This window comes from Streptomyces sp. NPDC093065 (assembly GCF_044754585.1).
In the GTDB taxonomy this organism is placed as follows: Bacteria; Actinomycetota; Actinomycetes; order Streptomycetales; family Streptomycetaceae; genus Streptomyces.
Genome location: NZ_JBIVPJ010000018.1, coordinates 65,423 through 83,620, shown reverse-complemented (window position 1 = coordinate 83,620; position 18,198 = coordinate 65,423). Strand labels below are relative to the sequence as shown.

Sequence of the window (18,198 nt, the reverse complement as noted above, 5' to 3'; positions counted from 1 at the left end):
GGCACGGGGCTCGGGGAACCCATGCGCCGTGCTGCTGCTAAGGAGAAGGGCCCGCGCCGGTGCGCGGGCCCGCCACACGGCCGAACGCACCGTCGACTGGGCCGACGGGCGGCTTCCCGTCTCCGCGGGCGGGGGGCTGCTGCGCAAGGCCTTTCCCGAGCACTGGTCGTTCCTCCTGGGCGAGATCGCCCTGTACAGCTTCGTCGTGCTGCTCCTGACCGGGGTCTGGCTGACGCTGTTCTTCAAGCCGTCGATGACGGAGGTCGTCTACGACGGCTCGTACCAGCCCCTGCTGGGGGTGAGCATGTCGGAGGCCTACCGCTCGACGGTGGACATCAGTTTCGACGTGCGCGGCGGGCTGCTGATCCGTCAGGTGCACCACTGGGCGGCGCTGGTGTTCCTGTCGGCCATCGGGGTGCATCTGCTGCGGATTTTCTTCACCGGGGCGTTCCGCCGGCCGCGTGAGGTCAACTGGCTGATCGGTGTCACGCTGTTCGTGCTGGCCCTCGCCGAGGGCTTCGCCGGCTACTCCCTTCCGGACGATCTGCTGTCCGGGACGGGGCTGCGCATCGCGCAGGGGATCATGCTGTCCATCCCGGTCGTGGGGACGTACCTCAGCATGTTCGTGTTCGGCGGCGAGTATCCCGGCCACGACCTGATCCCGCGGCTGTACTCGGTGCACATCCTGCTGGTGCCCGCGCTGCTGCTGGCGCTGGTGACACTCCATCTGATCCTGGTGTTCTACCTGAAGCACACCCAGTGGGCGGGCCGCGGCCGCACCAACCGCAACGCGGTGGGCAAGCCGATGTTCCCGCAGTTCATGACGAACTCCACGGGGCTGTTCTTCATGGTCTTCGGTGTCGTCACAGGTGCTCGCGGCGGTGGCCCAGATCAACCCGATCTGGGCGTACGGGCCCTACCGGCCCGACGTCGTCTCCAGCGGCTCGCAGCCCGACTGGTACGTCGGCTTCCTCGAAGGCTCGCTGCGGCTGATGCCGCCGTTCGAGACGGCGGTGGCGGGCCACACCGTCATGTGGAACGTCCTGGTGCCCGCGGTCCTGCTGCCGGGCGCCCTGTTCGCGGTGCTGTACGCCTACCCGTTCTTCGAGCGGTGGGTGACGGGCGACCACGAGGAGCACCATCTGTGCGACCGGCCCCGGGACAAGCCCGTGCGGACCGGTCTCGGTGTCGCCGCGATCGTCTTCTACGGGGTGCTGCTCCTGGCCGGCGGCAACGACATCCTCGCCCACGCGTTCGACGTCTCGTTGAACCTGCTGACCTGGGTCTTCCGGGTCTCCCTCGTGCTGGCGCCGCCGCTCTCCTTCGTCGCCACCAAGCGGATCTGCCTGGCGCTGCAGGAGCGCGACCAAGAGCGCCTGGCCGAGGGCGAGGAGACGGGCGAGGTGCGCCAGACCATCGCCGGTGGCTATGCCGGGAGTCACGGGCCCCTCGACCCGGAGGAACACCACGTGCTGCGCTCCCGCCGGGCTCCCGAACCGCTCGCGCCGTCCCCGAAGGAGGGCGAGGACGCACCGCACGTGGGACGGCTGCGGGCGACGCTCAGCGAGTGGTACTACGGCGACCGGGTCGACATCGGGGAGCCGGGGCCGGAGCGAGAGCCGGGACAGGAGCCCGAGCGGGAGCCGGCGCTCGGAGCGGCGCCGGACGCGGCGGTTTCCGGGCCGGGCCCCTACTCGGGCGAGCCGGAGCGCTGAACGCCCCGGTCTGCGTACTGGAAGACCAGGCCGCAGACCCCCATGGCCAGCAGGCCGAAGCCGATCAGGGCCAGCCACAGGCCGAAGACGATGCCGAAGGCGAGCACCACGGCGGCCAGCGCGATCGTGATGGGCCAGGGGCTGTGCGGCGGGAAGAAGTCCACGGGGCCCGCGGTGTCGACGACCTCGCCCTGACCGCGGTCCTGGGCGCGCAGACCGCGCCTGCGGTACTGCACGCGCAGGAAGAAGGCGACGAGCGAGGCCATCAGGAAGGCCAGGACGAGCGCGGCCGTGCCGGCGGGCTCGCGCGACCACCAGCCGTAGAGCGCGGCCTCGACGCCGAAGAAGACCGCCACACCGGTGAACAGTCGGGATTCGGTCCTCACTGCACATGCCTCTGATCGTGTCGGGTGACGTCGGGGTGGTGGAGGTCGAACGCCGGGGACTCGGAGCGGATCCGGGGCAGCGACGTGAAGTTGTGGCGCGGCGGCGGGCTGCTGGTGGCCCATTCGAGGGAACGGCCGTAGCCCCAGGGGTCGTCCTGCTCGACCTTCTTGCCGTAGTGGTGCGTGTGCCAGACGTTGTACAGGAACGGCAGCGTGGACAGGCCGAGGAGGAAGGCGCCGATGGAGCTGATGGTGTTCAGCGTGGTGAAACCGTCGGCGGCCAGGTAGTCGGCGTAGCGACGCGGCATGCCCTGCTCGCCGAGCCAGTGCTGGACGAGGAACGTGGTCTGGAAGCCGACGAAGAGGGTCCAGAAGTGGATTTTCCCGATGCGTTCGTCGAGCAGTTTGCCGGTGAACTTGGGCCACCAGAAGTAGAAGCCGGCGAACATCGCGAAGACGACGGTGCCGAACAGCACGTAGTGCAGGTGGGCGACGATGAAGTACGAGTCCGTCAGGTGGAAGTCCAGCGGCGGGGAGGCGATGAGGACACCGCTCATCCCGCCGAGCAGGAACGTCACCAGGAAGCCGCACGCCCAGAGCATGGGTGTCTCGAAGGACAGTGAGCCGTGCAGCATCGTGCCGATCCAGTTGAAGAACTTCACCCCGGTCGGTACGGCGATGAGGAACGACATGAGGGAGAAGAAGGGGAGCAGCACGGCTCCGGTGGCGAACATGTGGTGGGCCCACACCACCGCGGAGAGCATGGTGATGGCGATGGTGGCGCCGACCAGGCTGACGTAGCCGAAGATCGGCTTGCGGCTGAAGACCGGGATGATCTCGGTGACGATGCCGAAGAACGGCAACGCGACGATGTACACCTCGGGATGGCCGAAGAACCAGAACAGGTGCTGCCACAGCAGCGCCCCGCCATTCGCCGCGTCGAAGACGTGCGCGCCGAACTTCCGGTCGGCCTCGAGCATCAGCAGCGCGGCGGTGAGCACGGGGAAGGCGGGCAGCACCAGGATCGAAGTGAAAAGGATGTTCCAGGTGAAGATCGGCATCCGGAACATGGTCATGCCGGGGGCCCGCAGGCAGATGATGGTGGAGATGAAGTTGACGGCGCTGAGCGTGGTCGACACGCCGCTCACCACCAGGCCCATGGTCCACAGGTCACCGCCCGGGCCCGGACTGAAGGTCGCGCTGGTCAGCGGGGAGTAGGCGAACCATCCGAACGAGGCCGCTCCCCCGGGCGTCAGGAATCCCGCCACCACCATCAGGCCGCCGAACAGGTACATCCAGTACGAGAGCGCGTTCAGCCGGGGGAAGGCGAGGTCCGGGGCGCCGATCTGCAGGGGCATGATGACGTTGGTGAACCCGGCGAACAGCGGGGTGGCGAACAGCAGCATCATGATGGTGCCGTGCACGGTGAACAGCTGGTTGTACTGCTGGTTGCTGAACAACTGCAGGCCGGGACGGGCGAGTTCGCTGCGCATCAGCATGGCCAGCACGCCGCCGAGGAGGAAGAAGCCGAACGAGGTCGCCAGGTAGAGATGGCCGATCACCTTGTGATCGGTCGTCGTCGCCCACCGCACCAGTGCCCGCCCGAGCGTGCGGTTCGTCCGCTGCCGAGCCGGTGTCCGGCGCGGCGGCTCGGTCCTGCTGTCCACCGCCATGCGGCGGAGAGTACCCAGGGGTCATGGGCTCAGACGTACGACCACGCCGTGGTCCGAGCCGGGCGTCCGGCGGATGGGCCACCTGGCGCACGCGGACACGGGCCGGGCCGTGCGGGCTCCAGTCCAGCACGCGGGACCCGGTTACGAGGCGTCAGTTCCGCCGGTGCCGCCGGTTCCGCCCGTCCCGGGGGCCGCGGCGGTCTCGGGTTGCCCGGCCGCGTTGCGGGCCGTGCCGGACGGGCAGTCGTCGCTGGAGCGGCCGGCCAGCCGGCCGCCGGGTTGCTCGACGGTCACCTGCGCGCTCCCCAGCGCCGGGTCCTGCCGCAGTCGGGCGGCGGCGACCGTGCAGGCCAGTTGGTCGACGGCCGTGTCGCTGAGACTCCCGGCGGTCCGCGGCAGCCGGACGTTGACCACCGTGCCGTCGGTGCGGATGGTGGGAGCCACGGCGGCGGACGGCAGCTCGGTCGTCAGTCCCCTCCGCCGTTCCTGGGGGCCTGGACCCTTGAACAGCATGAGCACGGTGCTGCCGAGGTCGGTCGAGCCCGCCACGGTGCGGGGGACCGCCGTCAGGTCGCCGTCCGCGACGAAGTAGAGCGGGACCTCGACGAGGGGCACAGCCTCGGGCGAGGTCTCCGACGGCGCGGCCGTGACGCCCGGTCGCAGGACGCCGGTTGCGGGTTCGCCCGCCTCCACCACTCCGGTCTCGGGGATGCCGCAGGCGGTGAGCGGGAGCAGCGCCGCAAGCAGAACGGGGAGCGCGCGCCGGGCACTTCGGCCGGGCCGGCCGCCGGACGTACGCGGGTGCGGGGCCGGGGCGGCCGTCCGTGAGCCTGCCGACGGGGTCATGTCCGGGCCTCCATGGCCGAGTCCGCGTGCGGGTCCGGGTCCGACGCCGTGTCCGCACGCGGGTCGGCTTCCGGCGTCGGCTTCGAGCGCCGGTCCGGGTCGGGGTGCGAGTCCGGGTCCGGGTCGGCCTGCCGGTGCGGCTGGGCCCGCCGGTGCGGCTCGGAGTCCAGGGGCCGCTGCGGGTGGCCGGTCCGGTCCTCCGTGTCGTCCCGCCGCAGTGGCAGGACGACCGTGAAGACGGCGCCGCCCTCCGGGTGGTTGGCCGCCCGGAGGGTGCCGTCGTGCAGGCGTGCGTTCTCCGAGGCGATGGCCAGCCCGAGGCCGCTGCCCTCGCTCCGGGCGCGGGCGTCGGCCGACTTGTAGAAGCGGTCGAAGACATGGGGCAGGACGCTCTCGGGGATGCCGTCCCCGCCGTCGCGGACCGTGACGACGGCCTGCCTCCCGGCGTGCGGGGCGTCCTGGACACTGAGCTCCAGGCGGATCGGGGGCGCGCCGTGTCTGAGGGCGTTGGCGACGAGGTTCGCCACGATCACGTCGAGGCGGCGCGGGTCGACCCGGCCGCGCAGCTCCCCCGGTCGCGGCAGGGCGGTCTCCACGGTGTCCTGCCAGCCGCGGGAGGCGAGCGTGCGCCGCAGCGACTCGGCGAGGTCGATCTCGTCCAGGTGCAGGGCCGCCGCGCCCGCGTCGAACCGGGAGACCTCCATCAGGTCGTCCACCAGGGCGGCCAGCTTCGTGGTCTCCGTGCTGATGAGACGCACGGCCGTCGCGGTGTCGTCGTCCAGGCCGGCCGCGTCCTCGTCCAGCACGTCCGTGACCGCCGACATCGCCGCCAGCGGGGTACGCAGCTCGTGCGAGACGTCCGCGGCGAAGCGGCGGGCGCCGGCCTCCATGCGCCGCAGCTCGGCAACCGAGCCCTCCAGCGCCGCCGCGGTCTCGTTGAAGGTGCGGGACAGGTCCGCGAGTTCGTCGGAGCCCTGCACCGCGAGCCGGGTGTCCAGGCGGCCCTCGGCGATGCTGCGGGTCGCCCGGCGCAGCGCCCGCACCGGCCGCAGGACGCCGCGGGCGGCGAGGAGGGCGACCAGGACGGCCAGGACCAGGGCCGGCACGGTGGCACGCTCGATGGCGGCGACCAGCGCGTCGACGTAGCCCTGCTCCTCCTGCTGCGGCACGGTGAGGTAGACCTCGATGCCGGAGGCAGGTCGCTCGGTGCTGTACTGGCCGGCGAAGGTGACGGGCATGCCGACGACCAGTGAGGAGTGGCCGTCGTGCGTCACGCGCTGGAACACGGTGGCCCGGCGGGAGCGCACGGACTCGCGCATCGCCGGGGACAGTTCCGCGAAGGAGTCCCCGGGGGCGGAGGTCGCCCGGGCCTCCCGGTAGGCGACCAGCACCCGCCACGGCTGGGACCGCCCGCCCCTGGACACGTCGGCGGCGAACGACTGCAGGTCGGCCGCGTCGGGCGGGAAGCGGTAGTTGGGGACCAGGGTGTTGACGCGGTGCCGGAAGTCCTCGATCACCGTGTCCTGGCTCTGCTGCAGTATCCCGGTGCGTGCCTCGCGGAAGGTCAGCGCGCCGGTGGTCACCGTGGCCACGACGGCGACGAGGGTGAAGGCCACGACCAGCCGCAGGCGCAGCCCGATCAGCGCGCGCAGCACCCGCGGGATCCTCACCGGGGGCCGAACCGGTAACCGAAGCCGCGCACCGTGTGGACGTAGCGCGGGCTGCCCGGGATTTCGCCGATCTTGGACCGCAGTCGCTTGACGCAGGCGTCCACGAGGCGCGCGTCGCCGTGGTAGCTGTGCTCCCACACCGCCTCCAGGAGCTGCTGGCGGCTGAACACCTGCCCGGCGGAGGCGGACAGGGTGAGCAGCAGCCGCAGCTCGGAGGGGCCGAGGGCGACCGGCCGGCCCTGGTGGGTGACGGTCAGTCCGGCCCGGTCGATGACGAGGTCGCCGTGGTGCTCGGTGCGCGGCGTGCCCTGCTCGTCCGGCGCGCCGCCCACGCGGCGGAGCACGGCGCGTATGCGGGCGTCGAGGACGCGGGCGCGGACCGGTTTGACCACGTAGTCGTCGGCTCCGGACTCCAGTCCGACGACGATGTCGGTGTCGTCTCCGCGGGCGGTGGCCATGATGATCGGCACCTGGTCGTGGGCGCGTATGCGGCGGCACACCTCCAGGCCCGACATGCCCGGCAGCATCAGGTCGAGGACCACGGCCTCGGGCCGGAACGACCGGAGCTGTTCGAGACCGTCCTCGCCCGTCGCGGCGGCGGCGACCTCGTGCCCCTGCCGGCGCAGGGCGAGCAGCACGCCGTCCCGGACGGCACGGTCGTCTTCGATGATCAGGACCCGTGGCATGGACCTCAGTATGCGTGTGCGCGGGTGGGAGTCCGCGTACGGGTGACGGCTGTTACACAGCGGTCCAAAAGGCGTCCACCCGCGATCACACGCACCGGGCACGCTTTGTGATCATGAACGAGCGCCGCCGACCGAACCTCCCGCCGACCTCTCCCCCGGGCCGCCGACGCCGCGCCGGCCGTGCCCGAAAGGGTGGTCGGCCGCGTCTGCTGTGGCCGGGGCTTACGGCCGGGGCCGTCCTGGTGCTCGCCGGCGGTCTGGCCCTCCGGGGCGCCACGGAACCCGCCGGCCGCTCCGCCGACACGGCCGGCGCGTCCGCGTCGGCGCCGCAGACCGGCGGCACGGAGGAGCCCGGGAAGGACGGGCCCACGCCCGAGCCGGAGGAGGAGACGGCGAAGGACGCCTCGAAGGGCGCCTCGGAAGGCGAGGAGAAGGCAGAGGAGGCGGAGGAGAAGCCGGATCCCGGCTCGATTCCGTCGTCCGGGCCCGGGACCTTCGCCACCGCCGCAGGCGGCGGCGACCGGGTCGGCGGCAGCGAGCGCACGCTGACGTACGTGGTGCAGGTCGAGGACGGCATCGGGATCCCGGCACGGGAGGTCGCGTCCGAGGTCGAGCGCGTCCTCGCCGACGGGCGGGGCTGGACGGCCGACGGGAAGGTGGGGTTCCGGCGGGTGTCCGGCGGCACGTCCGACTTCCGGGTACGGCTCGCGACGGCGGGGACGGTGGACGACATATGCGGCCGGTACGGCCTGGACACCGGCGGTGAGGTCAACTGCAACGTGGGCCGGGACGTCATGGTCAACCTCAAGCGGTGGCTGCTGGCCACGCAGTACTACGCGGACGACGTGGCGTCGTACCGGGCGCTGATCGTCAATCACGAGGTCGGGCACTTCCTCGGCCACGGGCACGAGGGGTGCCCGGGAGCGGGCCGTCCGGCGCCGGTGATGATGCAGCAGATCAAGGGCCTGCACGGTTGCCGGACCAATGTCTGGCCCTACGACGCCGAGGGCCGGCCGATCACGGGGCCGGCCCTCGGCTGAGTGCTCACCCCTTGTGGCCCTCGGTGGGGATGCCGTTGGCCCTGGCCGCGTCGGCGAGGGCCTGGGCGGCGGCCTCGGCGGCCTGTGCCGTGTCGCTGGCCGCCTGGGCCGCCCCGTCGTCCGTCGGGTTCTCCCGGGTGGCCGGCGACTGCGGCAGTGCTTCGGTGAAGGCGCGGGACACTCCCTGGAGCGCGGAGGTGACCTCGCTGGGGATGACCCAGAACGTGCTGCCCGAACCCTGCGCCAGCTGGGGCAGCACCTGGAGGTACTGGTAGGCCAGCAGCTTCGGGTCGGGGTCGTTGCGGTGCACGGCCTGGAAGACCTCGTCGATGGCCCGGGACTGCCCCTCCGCCTTGAGGATCTCGGCGGTGCGGTTGCCCTCGGCGCGCAGGACGGCGGCCTGCTTGTCGCCCTCGGCGGTGAGGATCTGCGACTGGCGCTGGCCTTCAGCGCCCAGGATGGCGGCCCGCTTGTCCCGCTCGGCCCGCATCTGCTTCTGCATGGCGTCCTTGATGGACTGCGGCGGGTCGATCGCCTTGATCTCCACCCGGTTCACCCGCAGCCCCCACTTGCCGGTGGCCTCGTCGAGCACACCGCGCAGCTGGCTGTTGATGGTGTCGCGCGAGGTGAGGGTCTTCTCCAGGTCCATGGATCCCACGACGTTGCGCAGGGTGGTGACGGTGAGCTGCTCGACCGCCTGGAGGAAGCTCGCGATCTCGTAGAAGGCCGCTCGGGGGTCGGTGACCTGGAAGTACAGCACGGTGTCGATCTCGACGACCAGGTTGTCCTCGGTGATGACCGGTTGCGGCTTGAAGGAGACGACCTGTTCCCTCAGGTCGATCACCGGATAGACGCGGTCGATGTACGGGATGACCACGCTGAGTCCGGGTTTCAGGGTGCGGTGGTAGCGCCCGAGCCGTTCGACGTTGCGGGCGCGGGCCTGCGGCACGATGCGCACCGCGCGTACAACGGTGAAAACGGCGAGAAGCGCGACGATCACACCGGCGATGAGGAACGCCGAGGCTTCCATGGTCACTCCCGGGGATAGACGAATGCGGTGGTTCCGCTGATCTCCAGAACGTCGACGGTCGCACCCCGGGGAATCACCAGCGTCTCGTCGTAGGAACGGGCCGTCCATTCCTCACCGCCGATACGGACCCTGCCCTCCCTGCCCGTCACGTCGGAGACGACGTAGGCGGCCTGACCGACCAGGGCCTCCACGCCGAATCGCTCGGTCTGGGGCTGCAGCAGGTGACGGAGGGCGACGGGGCGCAGGAAGAGGAGGGTGACGGCGGAGACGACCGTGAACACCAGGAACTGAAAAGGCGAGGAAAGACCGGCCGCCGCGGACCCGGAGGTGATCAGCGCGGCCACTCCGAGCATTCCGAGCGCGGCGGTCAGGGTGAAGATCTCCGCCACGATCAGAACCGCTGAAACGATCAGCCAGATCAGCCACGGGTCCATTGCGACCCCCTTCCGCTTTTCAATTATTTTACCGGCTTTCGGGAAAAGCGGACCCGTTCGTCACCGGCGATCGCCGGAGCGGCCGCGGGGCCGGCGCGCGCCGCGGCCGGTGCGCGCCGGCCGGTCGCGGTCACGCGGCCGCGCAGGCTCCGAGGTCCTCCCAGACGCCCCACTCACCGGTGGTGCCGGGCTCCTCGCCGGTCACCCACCACTTGGCGCGCCAGTTGTGGCCGCCGTGGGAGACGGTGTCGCCTCCGCCGTAGACGCTTCCGGCGCTCCACACCGGGGCGTCGCAGGCGCCCGGGTCGCCGTCTCCGCCGCCGTCACCGCCCCCGTCGCCGCCACCGGTCCCGCCGATGTTGACGTCGATGCAGGAGTAGAAGGCGTTGCCGGTGTCGGCCACGTTCCAGACGGCCAGTACCTTCTGGCGGCCGGTGAAGCCGCCGAAGTTCACCTGGTGGCTCACGTCCGGGGCCGGCTGTGCGCTGTGGCCGTCGAATTCGGCGATCTTCTGGTTGCCGATGAAGTACTGCCAGTTGGCGGTGGCGTGCCGTGCCGTGTGGTGCCAGGTGAAGGTGTGCGTGGTACCGACCGGCGTGACCCGCCAGCCCTTGCTGTCGTCGTCGAGTTCGGCGAACTGGCTGTTCCCGCCGCTGCAGCTGTTCAGGCCCTTGGGGCCCTCGACGCTCTGCGGCTCGTACTTGATCTGGCCGCAGTCGACGATGCCCGCGGCGCACTGGTCCTGCCGGCTGCCGGGCGAGGTCACCCACCCGTGGGCGCCGGCCGTGCTCGCCGGAAGGCTGACGGCGAGCAGCGGAGCGACCAGCGCCCCGACCGCGAAGGCCACCCGTCTCTTGGTGCGCATGTCGTGCCCCTTTCGATACAGGTCTAGACCTGACGAGTTCAGGTCTAGACCATAGCGGCGAAGTCGGTCCGGTCAAGAGCTCGCGCAACATCAACCGGCAGCCGGTCGCAGGGACTTGACGCTTCTCTCCTCGCGGTCAACTCGTTGCGCTATTGGTCTAGACAAGGATCGTCGTGATGGTTAACAGTCGAATGGGCCGCGCGTCACCCCCTCCCTCAGGACGCCGTCGGACCCCGCCCCGTGCTGCGCCATCCCCACCGGTCACCCGGTTCGCCGGCGACCGCTGCGCAAGAGAGGAGCACCACCGTTGGAAGCGCTGGAAAAACGCAGGGAGCACGTGATCGCGCTCTTCCGCATCGTCGTAGGCCTGCTGTTCGCCTGCCACGGAGCCGCCACCCTGTTCGACGTCCTGGGCGGTCCGCACGGAGCCTCACCCGGCTTCGCCGCCTGGCCCGGCTGGTGGGCCGCCGTGGTGCAACTCGTCGGCGGCACACTGGTGCTGTGCGGCCTCGCGACCCGCACCGCGGCGATCCTGTGCTCCGGGTCCATGGCCTACGCCTACTTCGTCGAGCACCAGCCCGACGGGCTCTTCCCCATCGAGAACGGCGGGGAGAACGCGGCCATGTTCTGCTGGTCCTTCCTCCTGGTCGCCGCCGTCGGACCGGGCCGCTGGACCCTGGCCTCCCGCCTGCGCCCCCGCCTCAAGGACGACGGCCGGCCGGTCGGCGGGTCGCTGCCCGCGGACAGAGCGACGTCGGCCTGAGTCATCGCGTGCCCCGACCGGCGAACGGGGCGGCGTGCGTCTCCCCTTCGACGCGCTGTCGGCGACCGCGAGACCGACGTTGCACACCGCGACCGACCCGGGCCGCCGGGTCGGTCGACGGCGTCCGCAGAGCACACCCACCCCGGACGACCGCCGGCGGCATACGGACTCGCCACGCCGAGCGCCGAGCGCCGAGCGCCGAGCGCCGAGCGCCGAGCGCCGAGCGCCGAGCGCCGAGGGGCGGCAACCCGCTATCCCTGGCCGGCGAACATCCTGATCAGGCCGTGCGGCGCGTCGTCGCCGAACATCAGCGTCTGGAGCCGGGCCGCCTCGGCGGCCTCGGCGGCGCTGCGCGGGAACAGGTCCCGCTCGTACGCGGTGAGCGCGACCTCGATGTCATGGGGGTGCGCGGCGAGTGCCGTGCCGAGCTCCGCGCCGTCGTACATGGCGAGGTTGGCTCCTTCCCCGGACGGGGGCATGAGGTGGGCGGCGTCGCCGAGCAGGGTCACGCCCGGCACCCGCTCCCACCGGTGCCCGGCGGGGAGGGTGTGGAGGGGGCGCAGGACCGGCACGGTGTCGGCGTCGGTGATCAGCGCGGTCAGCTCCGGCGCCCAGCCGGCGAACTCCCCCGCCACCCGGGCGGCGCCCGCCGGCCCGGCGAGATCGACGCCGTCGAACCACTCCCGCGTCCTGCGCAGGGCGACGTACGCGTGCAGGGTCCCGCCGGTCTCGCGGTGGGCCTGGATCGCCTTCCCCGGCGCGAGCGCGTACATCGCTCCGTCGCCGACCGCCTTCGCGGTGGCCGGGTGCCTGGTGTCGGCGTCGTACAGACAGGTCTCGACGAACGACATGCCGACGTACTCGGGCACGGCGCCGGAGAGCAGCGGCCGGACCCTGGACCACGCGCCGTCCGCGCCGACCAGCAGGCTCGTGGCGCGGGAGGTGCCGTCGGCGAAGGTCACCTCGTGCCGGCCGCCGCCGAGGGAACGGACGGCACGGACCTTGTGCCCCCAGCGGACGGTGCCCGCCGGCAGCGAGTCGAGCAGCGTCCGGCGCAGTTCGCCGCGCATCACCTCGGGGCGCCCGCCCGTGCCGTCGTCGGTCTCCTCGAACAGGACCGATCCGTCCGCGGCGAGGGCCCGCGACGCCTGACGGCCCTCAAGGACGAGCCCGCGGAACTCCTCGGCCAGACCCGCGGCCCGGAGAGCCGGCTGCCCGTTGTTGTCGTGGATGTCGAGCATCCCGCCCTGCGCACGCGCATTCGGGGAGGGCTCGGCCTCGTAGACGGTGGCCGGGATCCCGTGGACGTGCAGGACTCGGGCGAGCGTGAGGCCGCCGAGTCCGGCGCCGACGATCGTGACGTGTGTGGTCATGACGCTTCCCTCCTGATCGCGGACCGCCGTGCGGGGTGCTGGCAGGCCATCTCACTGGAACACCGTTCCAGCACCTCTACAGTGGAACGACGTTCCAGAGCCTGTCAAGCTGGAACGGTGTTCCACGCGGTCTAGGATGGGCGCATGGCACCCAGGTCGCGCCGCCCGGAACGGCGTCAGGAACCCCTCTCGCGGGAGCGCATCGTCTCGGCGGCCGTCGAACTGCTCGACACGGTGGGCGAGCGCGGCCTCACCTTCCGTGCGCTGGCCGAGCGCCTCGCGACCGGCCCCGGGGCGATCTACTGGCACATCACGGGCAAGGCGGAACTCCTCGCCGCCGCCACCGACGCGGTCGTCGCCGCCGTGACCGTCGAACCCGCCGGGACGGCCGACTCGCCGCAGGACGCGGTCCGCGCCGTCGCGCTCGGCCTCTTCGACGCGACCGAAGCGCACCCGTGGCTGGCGGCACAGCTCGCCACGCAGCTTTCCCGCACCCCCTGGGGGTCGGTGGCGCCGCGGATCTTCGAGAGCCTCGGCCGGCAGGTCCGGGCGATGGGCGTGCCGGAGGCCGACTGGTTCACGGCGTCCTCGGCGCTGATGCACTACATCCTCGGCGCGGCCGGCCAGAACGCCGCGAACTCCGCGAGCGCCGGACCCCCCGGGCCCGGCGTGGACCGGGACGAGTTCCTGGACACCGTGTCGGCGGCATGGGAAGGGCTCGACCCGGACGCCTACCCCTTCACCCGGGCCGTCGCGGCCCAGGTGCGCGGCCACGACGACCGCGAGCAGTTCCTCGCCGGGCTCACCCTCGTCCTCGCCGGCATCGCGGCACTTCACCGGGCCGGCGAGTAGAACCGGCCGCGACCGCGCGCCGCCGAGGCGACCCTCGGCGTGTGCGCCGTCTCACGTACCCCGATGCCGCCCAAGTTGCGTGGGTCACTGCGTAAATGCCCGTTTCGCCGCCATGCTCGAAGTGAGAGGCGCCGCCCGAAGTGGCGCGCCCCGCCGACGACTTGGTCGCCGCGTACCGAAGTGAGCCACACCACAGCACACGTGACGCTCCCCTCCCCCGACGGCTCACCCGCTACGCCGACTCACCTGCTCCCTGACCTCCTGCTCCCTGACCCCCTGCTCCTGCTCACCGCAGACTCCGCAGAAAGGTGCCGATCGTGGCCGCATACCTGTGCCCGCCCGCCGTGATACAAGGCGAACACTCCGTAGACACCCGAGAGATCGTGGCGGAAGTACACAGCCGGCACCCGGACGCGGCGTGGGCGCCGCGGGTCGACGGCATCGCGGCCAGTACGGGGATCGAGACCCGCGGCTGGATGCTTCCGCTGGAGGCCGCCGTCGCGCCCGGCACCGGGAGCGCCGTGGGGCCCGCCGGCGCGGTGCCCGCCCGGGAGGCGCTGATCCGCGACGGGTTCACCGAGCAGGACGCGGACCGCGTGATCGCCGCTCTCGATGCGGTGCCCGCACCGCAGACCGTCCAGGAGCGCACCGCACCGGCCTGGGAGGCCGTGCAGTCCTACGGGGAGCGGGCGGCACGCGGGGCCCTGCAGATCGCCGGTCTCGACGCCGCGGACGTCGACTGCCTGATCACCAGCAACTCCACCACCCCGGCGCTGCCCGGACTGGACGTCGCCCTGGCCAACCGGCTCCCGCTGCGCGGCGACACCATGCTGCTGCCGGCCACGCAGTGGGCCTGCGTGGCCGGGACCCGTTCCCTGGCGCTGGCGGCGGAGCTGGTGGCGGCGGACCCCGACCGGGTGGTCCTGGTCGTGATCTCCGAGGCGCTGAGTACGACCTACCAGCCCGCGGACGACACCCTGGAGTCCCTGATCGTCCGGCTGCTGTTCGCGGACACTGCGGTCGCGGCGGTGGTCACGGGCCGGCCGCGGCCCGAGTCGGTGCTCCGGCTGGACGCCGCCTGGCACCACACCCTGCCGGGCACGCGGGATCTGCACCGCCTGGAGACGCGGGCGGACGGCACCCACTTCGTGATGGACCGGCGCGGGCCGCGCGCGGTGCAGGACACGGTCACCGCGATGTGGGAATGGCTCCGTGTCCGTTACGAGGACGACCCCGCCTCCTGGCACCCCGACGTGCTGCTCGCGCACCCCGGCGGCACCCGGGTGCTGGAGTACATGGAGCAGACGATGCCCGCCGAGTGGCCGTCGGGACTCCTGGAGTACAGCCGGGACAGCTACACCACCGGCAACCGCGGGGGCGCCGCCGTGTTCGACATCCTGCGCCGGGCGCACGACGCCGGGCAGAAGGCCGGCAGCCGTGCCGTCCTGTACGCGGCGGCACCCGGCCTCACGGCCACCGCCCTCGAAGGGGAGTGGCTGTAGGCGCGAGGCGGCAGGGACGCGACACCGTCACCGTCCGTGTTCGCCGTGCGGCCCGCTGATGTGGGCGAAGCGTCCGCGGGTGTTATTGAATGGGGTGTGCGGTCGGGGTACTCGGGGCTCTTCCGCATGGGTTCGGGTACGGCCCCGGCACTGTGCCGGGGTTGGCGAGTGAGCTGAGGGAGCCGCATGGACTCCACACCCCCCTCTTCGTCCTCGTCGCCGTTCGACCTGGTCAGCAGCGCCCTGGGGCACTACATCCCGCGTGGCCAGGCGGCGGCGTCCGGCCCTGCCGAGTCACCGGCCGATTCCGCCGGTCACCCGCCGGAGCACGACCTTCCGGCGGCGGGCCGCCAGGAGCAGATCCTCGGTGCGGTCAATCTCGACCGGGAGCTGAGGGTCACCCACCGCAATCTTGAGGCACCCGTCTTCGCGGGGCTGGACGCGGTGGTCGGCAGTCCGTTCGTCGATCTGCTGCCGCAGGGGGACGTGCCGACGGTCACCCGGCGGCTGCGGCAGGTCCTCGAGACCGGTGAGGCGCACGTGGCCCGAGTGCAGCGGCTCCGCCGGGCCGACGGGTCGGAGCTGGTGGTCTCGATGAGCATCCTGCCCGCGGCGGCTCCTCAGGAGGGTCTGACCGTCTCCCTGATCGCCATGGCCAGGAGGCTGCACCTGTACGCCGCCGAGACCGCCATCGGCACCTCGCTGGACATCGGCGAGACCGCGCAGTCGCTCGCGGAGTCCCTGCTGGCCTGGGGAGACGTGGCCGCCATCGATCTCGACTTCGCCGTGTGGACGGGCGAGGGGGTCACCGAGCGCGCGCAGGGCCGCATCCGGCTGCGCAGGGCGGCCCTGGTGCCGGACCGGGCCTGGCCCGAGGGCTATGTCACCCTGGGCGACGATCTCCCCGGCGAGGCGAGTCGCCTGCTGGCGCAGGCGATACGGCGTGCCGACACCCCGCAGTCCATCGTCGTCCCCGACCGTGAATCGATCGAACGCGTACTCGGAAGCCCGCGGCTGGTGCGTGCCCTGGTGCCGTCGGACCGGTCGGTGGGTGTGGCGTGCGTGCCGCTGGTGCTGGAAGGCGATCCGCCGGTCGTCCTGGGCGTGGCGGAGGTCTGGCGGCGGGCCGACCGCCCCTTCGCCGACAGCGAGCTGCTCGACCTGGAGGAACTGGTCGCCAGGACCTCCCACCACGTGGACCTGGCCCGCCAGCACCAGCGCGAGCACACGCAGGTGCTGGCCCTGCAGCGCCGGCTGCTGCCGCGGTCCGGCGGCGGCACCATCCAGACCGCCAGCGTCTACCAGCCCGCCACCCCCGACAGCGCGGGCGTCGGCGGTGACTGGGTGAACAGCTTCCCGCTGCCGGACGGACGGACCGCGCTGGTGGTCGGTGACGTCGTCGGCCACGGCCTGGGCGCGGCGGCGACCATGGGCCAGTTGAGCATGGAGGCCCGCGCGCTGCTGTCCGCGGGGCTGGCGCCCGACGAGGTGCTTGAGCACCTGGACGAGACCGTGACGCTGCTGGACGACGCGGAGACCGGGCTGGCGGCCGGCTACAGCGCCCTGGGGTCGACCTGCTGCATCGCCGTCTACGACCCGGTCAGCCACCGGGTGGCGTTGTCCAGCGCGGGCCACCTCCCCCCGATCCTGGTGTCGCCGGACGGGCACGCCGGCCCCCTCGCCGTCCACCCGCACCCGGGCCTGGGCGCCGAGTTCGCGCTTCGGGAGCCGTTCGGCGTGCACACGTTCGTCGCACCACCGGGTTCCCTGCTCGCCCTCTACACGGACGGCCTGGTGGAGGATCCGGCCGTGCCGATCGACGAGGGCATCGGCAGGCTGGCGGACGCCGTGGCCACGGTGCACCCCTGGGACACGCTGCAGCAGGCCGCACGGCGGGTGGTCTCCGAGGTGATGCCGGCGCGCCAGCGCGACGACGTGACCCTGCTGCTCGCGCGCATGATCGGCTACCGGAAGGGGGACACCGCGACCTGGCGGCTGCCCGCCCGTGACGACGCGGCCGCCCGGGCCCGCGCGCTGGTCTCCGGACTGCTGCGGCAGTGGCGCACCAGGGACAGCACCAGGGACAGTGTGCTGCTCCTGGTCAGCGAGCTGGTCACCAACGCGGTCCGCTACGCCCGCGGGCCCATCACGGTACGGCTGATCCGGGACGGTCCCGGCCTGCTGTGCGAGGTCGGCGACACGGGCAACGGCAGGCCGCGGCTGGGCCGGGCCGGGCTCCTCGACGACGGTGGCCGCGGCCTGCACGTGGTGCACCGGCTCACCACCCGGTGGGGGGTGCGCTGGACGGAGACGGGCAAGGTGGTCTGGGCGGAGGTCGTGCGGTGAGGCGGTCGCGGGGCCGTGCTCGCGCGGCGTGCGCGGGAACCGGGGCGCTCGGAACGGGCGTCCGTGAGGCACGAGATCACCCGTGCGCACCGAAGGAGTTCCGAGATGACCGGCACGGCCACCCGCTACCTCTACCTGGCCCGGCACGGCGAAGCGTCACCGGACGAGAGCGAACTGACGGACACCGGCCGGCGCCAGGCCACCCTGCTCGGCAGGCGCCTGCGGAACACCCCCTTCACCTCCTTCCACCACGGCCCCCTGCCGCGGGCGGAGCAGACCGCACGCCTGGTCGCCGACGAGCTGAAGGGCGTCACCCCGCGTGCCGACGAAGTCGCCGGTGACTACGTGCCCCACCTGCCTCAGCGGTCCGAACTTCCCGCCGAGGCGGCGGACTTCTACCTGCGTTTCCTCGCGGGCGCCGACGACGAGGAACGCGAACGCGGCCCGGAACTCGCCCGGCGGGCACTCGATCGGTTCACGGGGGCGGTCACGGACGGCACGGAGGACCGTCACGACCTGGTCGTCACCCACAACTTCCTCGTCGCCTGGCTGGTCCGGGACGCCATGCACGCGCCCAAGTGGCGCTGGCTCGGCCTCAACCACTGCAACGCAGCCCTCACGGTCATCCGTTACGCCCCCGGCCGGGCGCCCTCCGTCCTCCTCTGCAACGACATGCGGCACCTGCCCGACGAGCTGCGCTGGACCGGCTTTCCCCCCGAAGTGCGGGTCTGACCGACGGGGCGTCCAGCAGACCCAGCGCGTCCCCTTCGGCCGCGCGACGCGTTCTCGGCCGGGGGCATGGAGGGGGCCCAAGCCGCCGGACGGGCCCTGGGCGACCTCGCCGACGCCTTCGGCCCCGACCCGGTTATTGTCGGCGGTGGCGTGGCCGGCATCGGCGAGCGCTACTGGGTTCCCCCGCGCGCGGCGTTCGCCGCCGAACGCATGGCTCGCCTCAGTGGCCTCGGGCCCGGGGTGATCGCCGTCCCCCGGACGGACTGACCCCACCCGCCGTCCCCC

16 protein-coding genes and 1 pseudogene are annotated in these 18,198 nt (G+C 72.3%); 8 read left to right on the top strand and 9 right to left on the bottom strand.

The features are described 5' to 3' along the window. Nucleotides 1-28 precede the first annotated feature (28 nt). Nucleotides 29-1,715, top strand: a pseudogene (locus tag ACIQFU_RS27480) (cytochrome b N-terminal domain-containing protein). Here the strand turns inward: ACIQFU_RS27480 and ACIQFU_RS27475 are convergent. From ACIQFU_RS27475 to ACIQFU_RS27455, 5 genes are all read right to left on the bottom strand, one after another. Next, a complete protein-coding gene (locus tag ACIQFU_RS27475) occupies nt 1,691-2,101 on the bottom strand; it encodes a cytochrome c oxidase subunit 4 (protein WP_402554888.1) in 411 nt (136 codons plus the stop codon). The pseudogene ACIQFU_RS27480 and the gene ACIQFU_RS27475 overlap by 25 nt on opposite strands. After that, entirely contained in the window at nt 2,098-3,774 is a 1,677-nt protein-coding gene (ctaD, locus tag ACIQFU_RS27470; protein ID WP_402554887.1) for a cytochrome c oxidase subunit I, read from the bottom strand. The genes ACIQFU_RS27475 and ctaD overlap by 4 nt, the downstream gene beginning before the upstream one ends. Before the next feature lie 141 nt (nt 3,775-3,915). Beyond that, nucleotides 3,916-4,620, bottom strand: coding sequence for a hypothetical protein (locus tag ACIQFU_RS27465; RefSeq protein ID WP_402554885.1), 705 nt, complete (start codon nt 4,618-4,620; stop codon nt 3,916-3,918). Continuing rightward, the gene (locus tag ACIQFU_RS27460) at nt 4,617-6,275 is read right to left on the bottom strand and encodes an ATP-binding protein (RefSeq protein ID WP_402554884.1); all 1,659 of its coding nucleotides are present in this window, start codon (nt 6,273-6,275) and stop codon (nt 4,617-4,619) included. The genes ACIQFU_RS27465 and ACIQFU_RS27460 overlap by 4 nt, the downstream gene beginning before the upstream one ends. Nucleotides 6,276-6,286: 11 nt before the next feature. Next, nucleotides 6,287-6,976 carry a response regulator gene (locus tag ACIQFU_RS27455; protein WP_402554882.1) on the bottom strand — a complete coding sequence of 230 codons (690 nt, stop codon included), beginning with the start codon at nt 6,974-6,976 and terminating at the stop codon, nt 6,287-6,289. Between the two features lie 113 nt (nt 6,977-7,089). Here ACIQFU_RS27455 and ACIQFU_RS27450 point away from each other — a divergent pair, with 113 nt between their 5' ends. Continuing rightward, the gene (locus ACIQFU_RS27450) at nt 7,090-8,016 is read left to right on the top strand and encodes a DUF3152 domain-containing protein (RefSeq protein WP_402554881.1); all 927 of its coding nucleotides are present in this window, start codon (nt 7,090-7,092) and stop codon (nt 8,014-8,016) included. Between the two features lie 4 nt (nt 8,017-8,020). On the opposite strand, the gene ACIQFU_RS27445 is transcribed toward ACIQFU_RS27450, so the two are convergent. The 3 genes from ACIQFU_RS27445 to ACIQFU_RS27435 all read right to left on the bottom strand — a co-directional run bounded on the left by ACIQFU_RS27445 (nt 8,021) and on the right by ACIQFU_RS27435 (nt 10,345). Continuing rightward, a complete protein-coding gene (locus ACIQFU_RS27445; protein WP_402554879.1) occupies nt 8,021-9,046 on the bottom strand; it encodes an SPFH domain-containing protein in 1,026 nt (341 codons plus the stop codon). Nucleotides 9,047-9,048: 2 nt separating this feature from the next. Then, entirely contained in the window at nt 9,049-9,480 is a 432-nt protein-coding gene (locus ACIQFU_RS27440; protein ID WP_402554877.1) for an NfeD family protein, read from the bottom strand. A 130-nt stretch (nt 9,481-9,610) separates the two neighbouring features. Then, the gene (locus ACIQFU_RS27435; RefSeq protein WP_402554876.1) at nt 9,611-10,345 is read right to left on the bottom strand and encodes a lytic polysaccharide monooxygenase; all 735 of its coding nucleotides are present in this window, start codon (nt 10,343-10,345) and stop codon (nt 9,611-9,613) included. 307 nt (nt 10,346-10,652) lie between these two features. Between ACIQFU_RS27435 and ACIQFU_RS27430 the strand changes: the two genes are divergently transcribed. Next, nucleotides 10,653-11,108: a DoxX family protein gene (locus ACIQFU_RS27430; protein WP_402554875.1), complete on the top strand. Its 456-nt coding sequence runs from the start codon at nt 10,653-10,655 to the stop codon at nt 11,106-11,108. Nucleotides 11,109-11,359: 251 nt separating this feature from the next. On the opposite strand, the gene ACIQFU_RS27425 is transcribed toward ACIQFU_RS27430, so the two are convergent. Then, entirely contained in the window at nt 11,360-12,481 is a 1,122-nt protein-coding gene (locus tag ACIQFU_RS27425) for an FAD-dependent oxidoreductase (protein WP_402554873.1), read from the bottom strand. Between the two features lie 144 nt (nt 12,482-12,625). Between ACIQFU_RS27425 and ACIQFU_RS27420 the strand changes: the two genes are divergently transcribed. The 5 genes from ACIQFU_RS27420 to ACIQFU_RS27400 all read left to right on the top strand — a co-directional run bounded on the left by ACIQFU_RS27420 (nt 12,626) and on the right by ACIQFU_RS27400 (nt 18,180). Beyond that, on the top strand, nt 12,626-13,333 hold the full coding sequence (locus tag ACIQFU_RS27420; protein WP_402554871.1) for a TetR/AcrR family transcriptional regulator: 708 nt from the start codon (nt 12,626-12,628) through the stop codon (nt 13,331-13,333). A 317-nt stretch (nt 13,334-13,650) separates the two neighbouring features. Next, nucleotides 13,651-14,835 (top strand): type III polyketide synthase, encoded by a 1,185-nt coding sequence (locus ACIQFU_RS27415; protein WP_402554870.1) that lies wholly within the window; start codon nt 13,651-13,653, stop codon nt 14,833-14,835. Between the two features lie 186 nt (nt 14,836-15,021). Further along, entirely contained in the window at nt 15,022-17,181 is a 2,160-nt protein-coding gene (locus ACIQFU_RS27410; RefSeq protein WP_402554869.1) for a SpoIIE family protein phosphatase, read from the top strand. 105 nt (nt 17,182-17,286) lie between these two features. Beyond that, nucleotides 17,287-17,913: a histidine phosphatase family protein gene (locus ACIQFU_RS27405; RefSeq protein WP_402554868.1), complete on the top strand. Its 627-nt coding sequence runs from the start codon at nt 17,287-17,289 to the stop codon at nt 17,911-17,913. A 66-nt stretch (nt 17,914-17,979) separates the two neighbouring features. Then, nucleotides 17,980-18,180: a hypothetical protein gene (locus tag ACIQFU_RS27400; RefSeq protein WP_402554866.1), complete on the top strand. Its 201-nt coding sequence runs from the start codon at nt 17,980-17,982 to the stop codon at nt 18,178-18,180. The last annotated feature ends 18 nt before the right edge of the window (nt 18,181-18,198 follow it).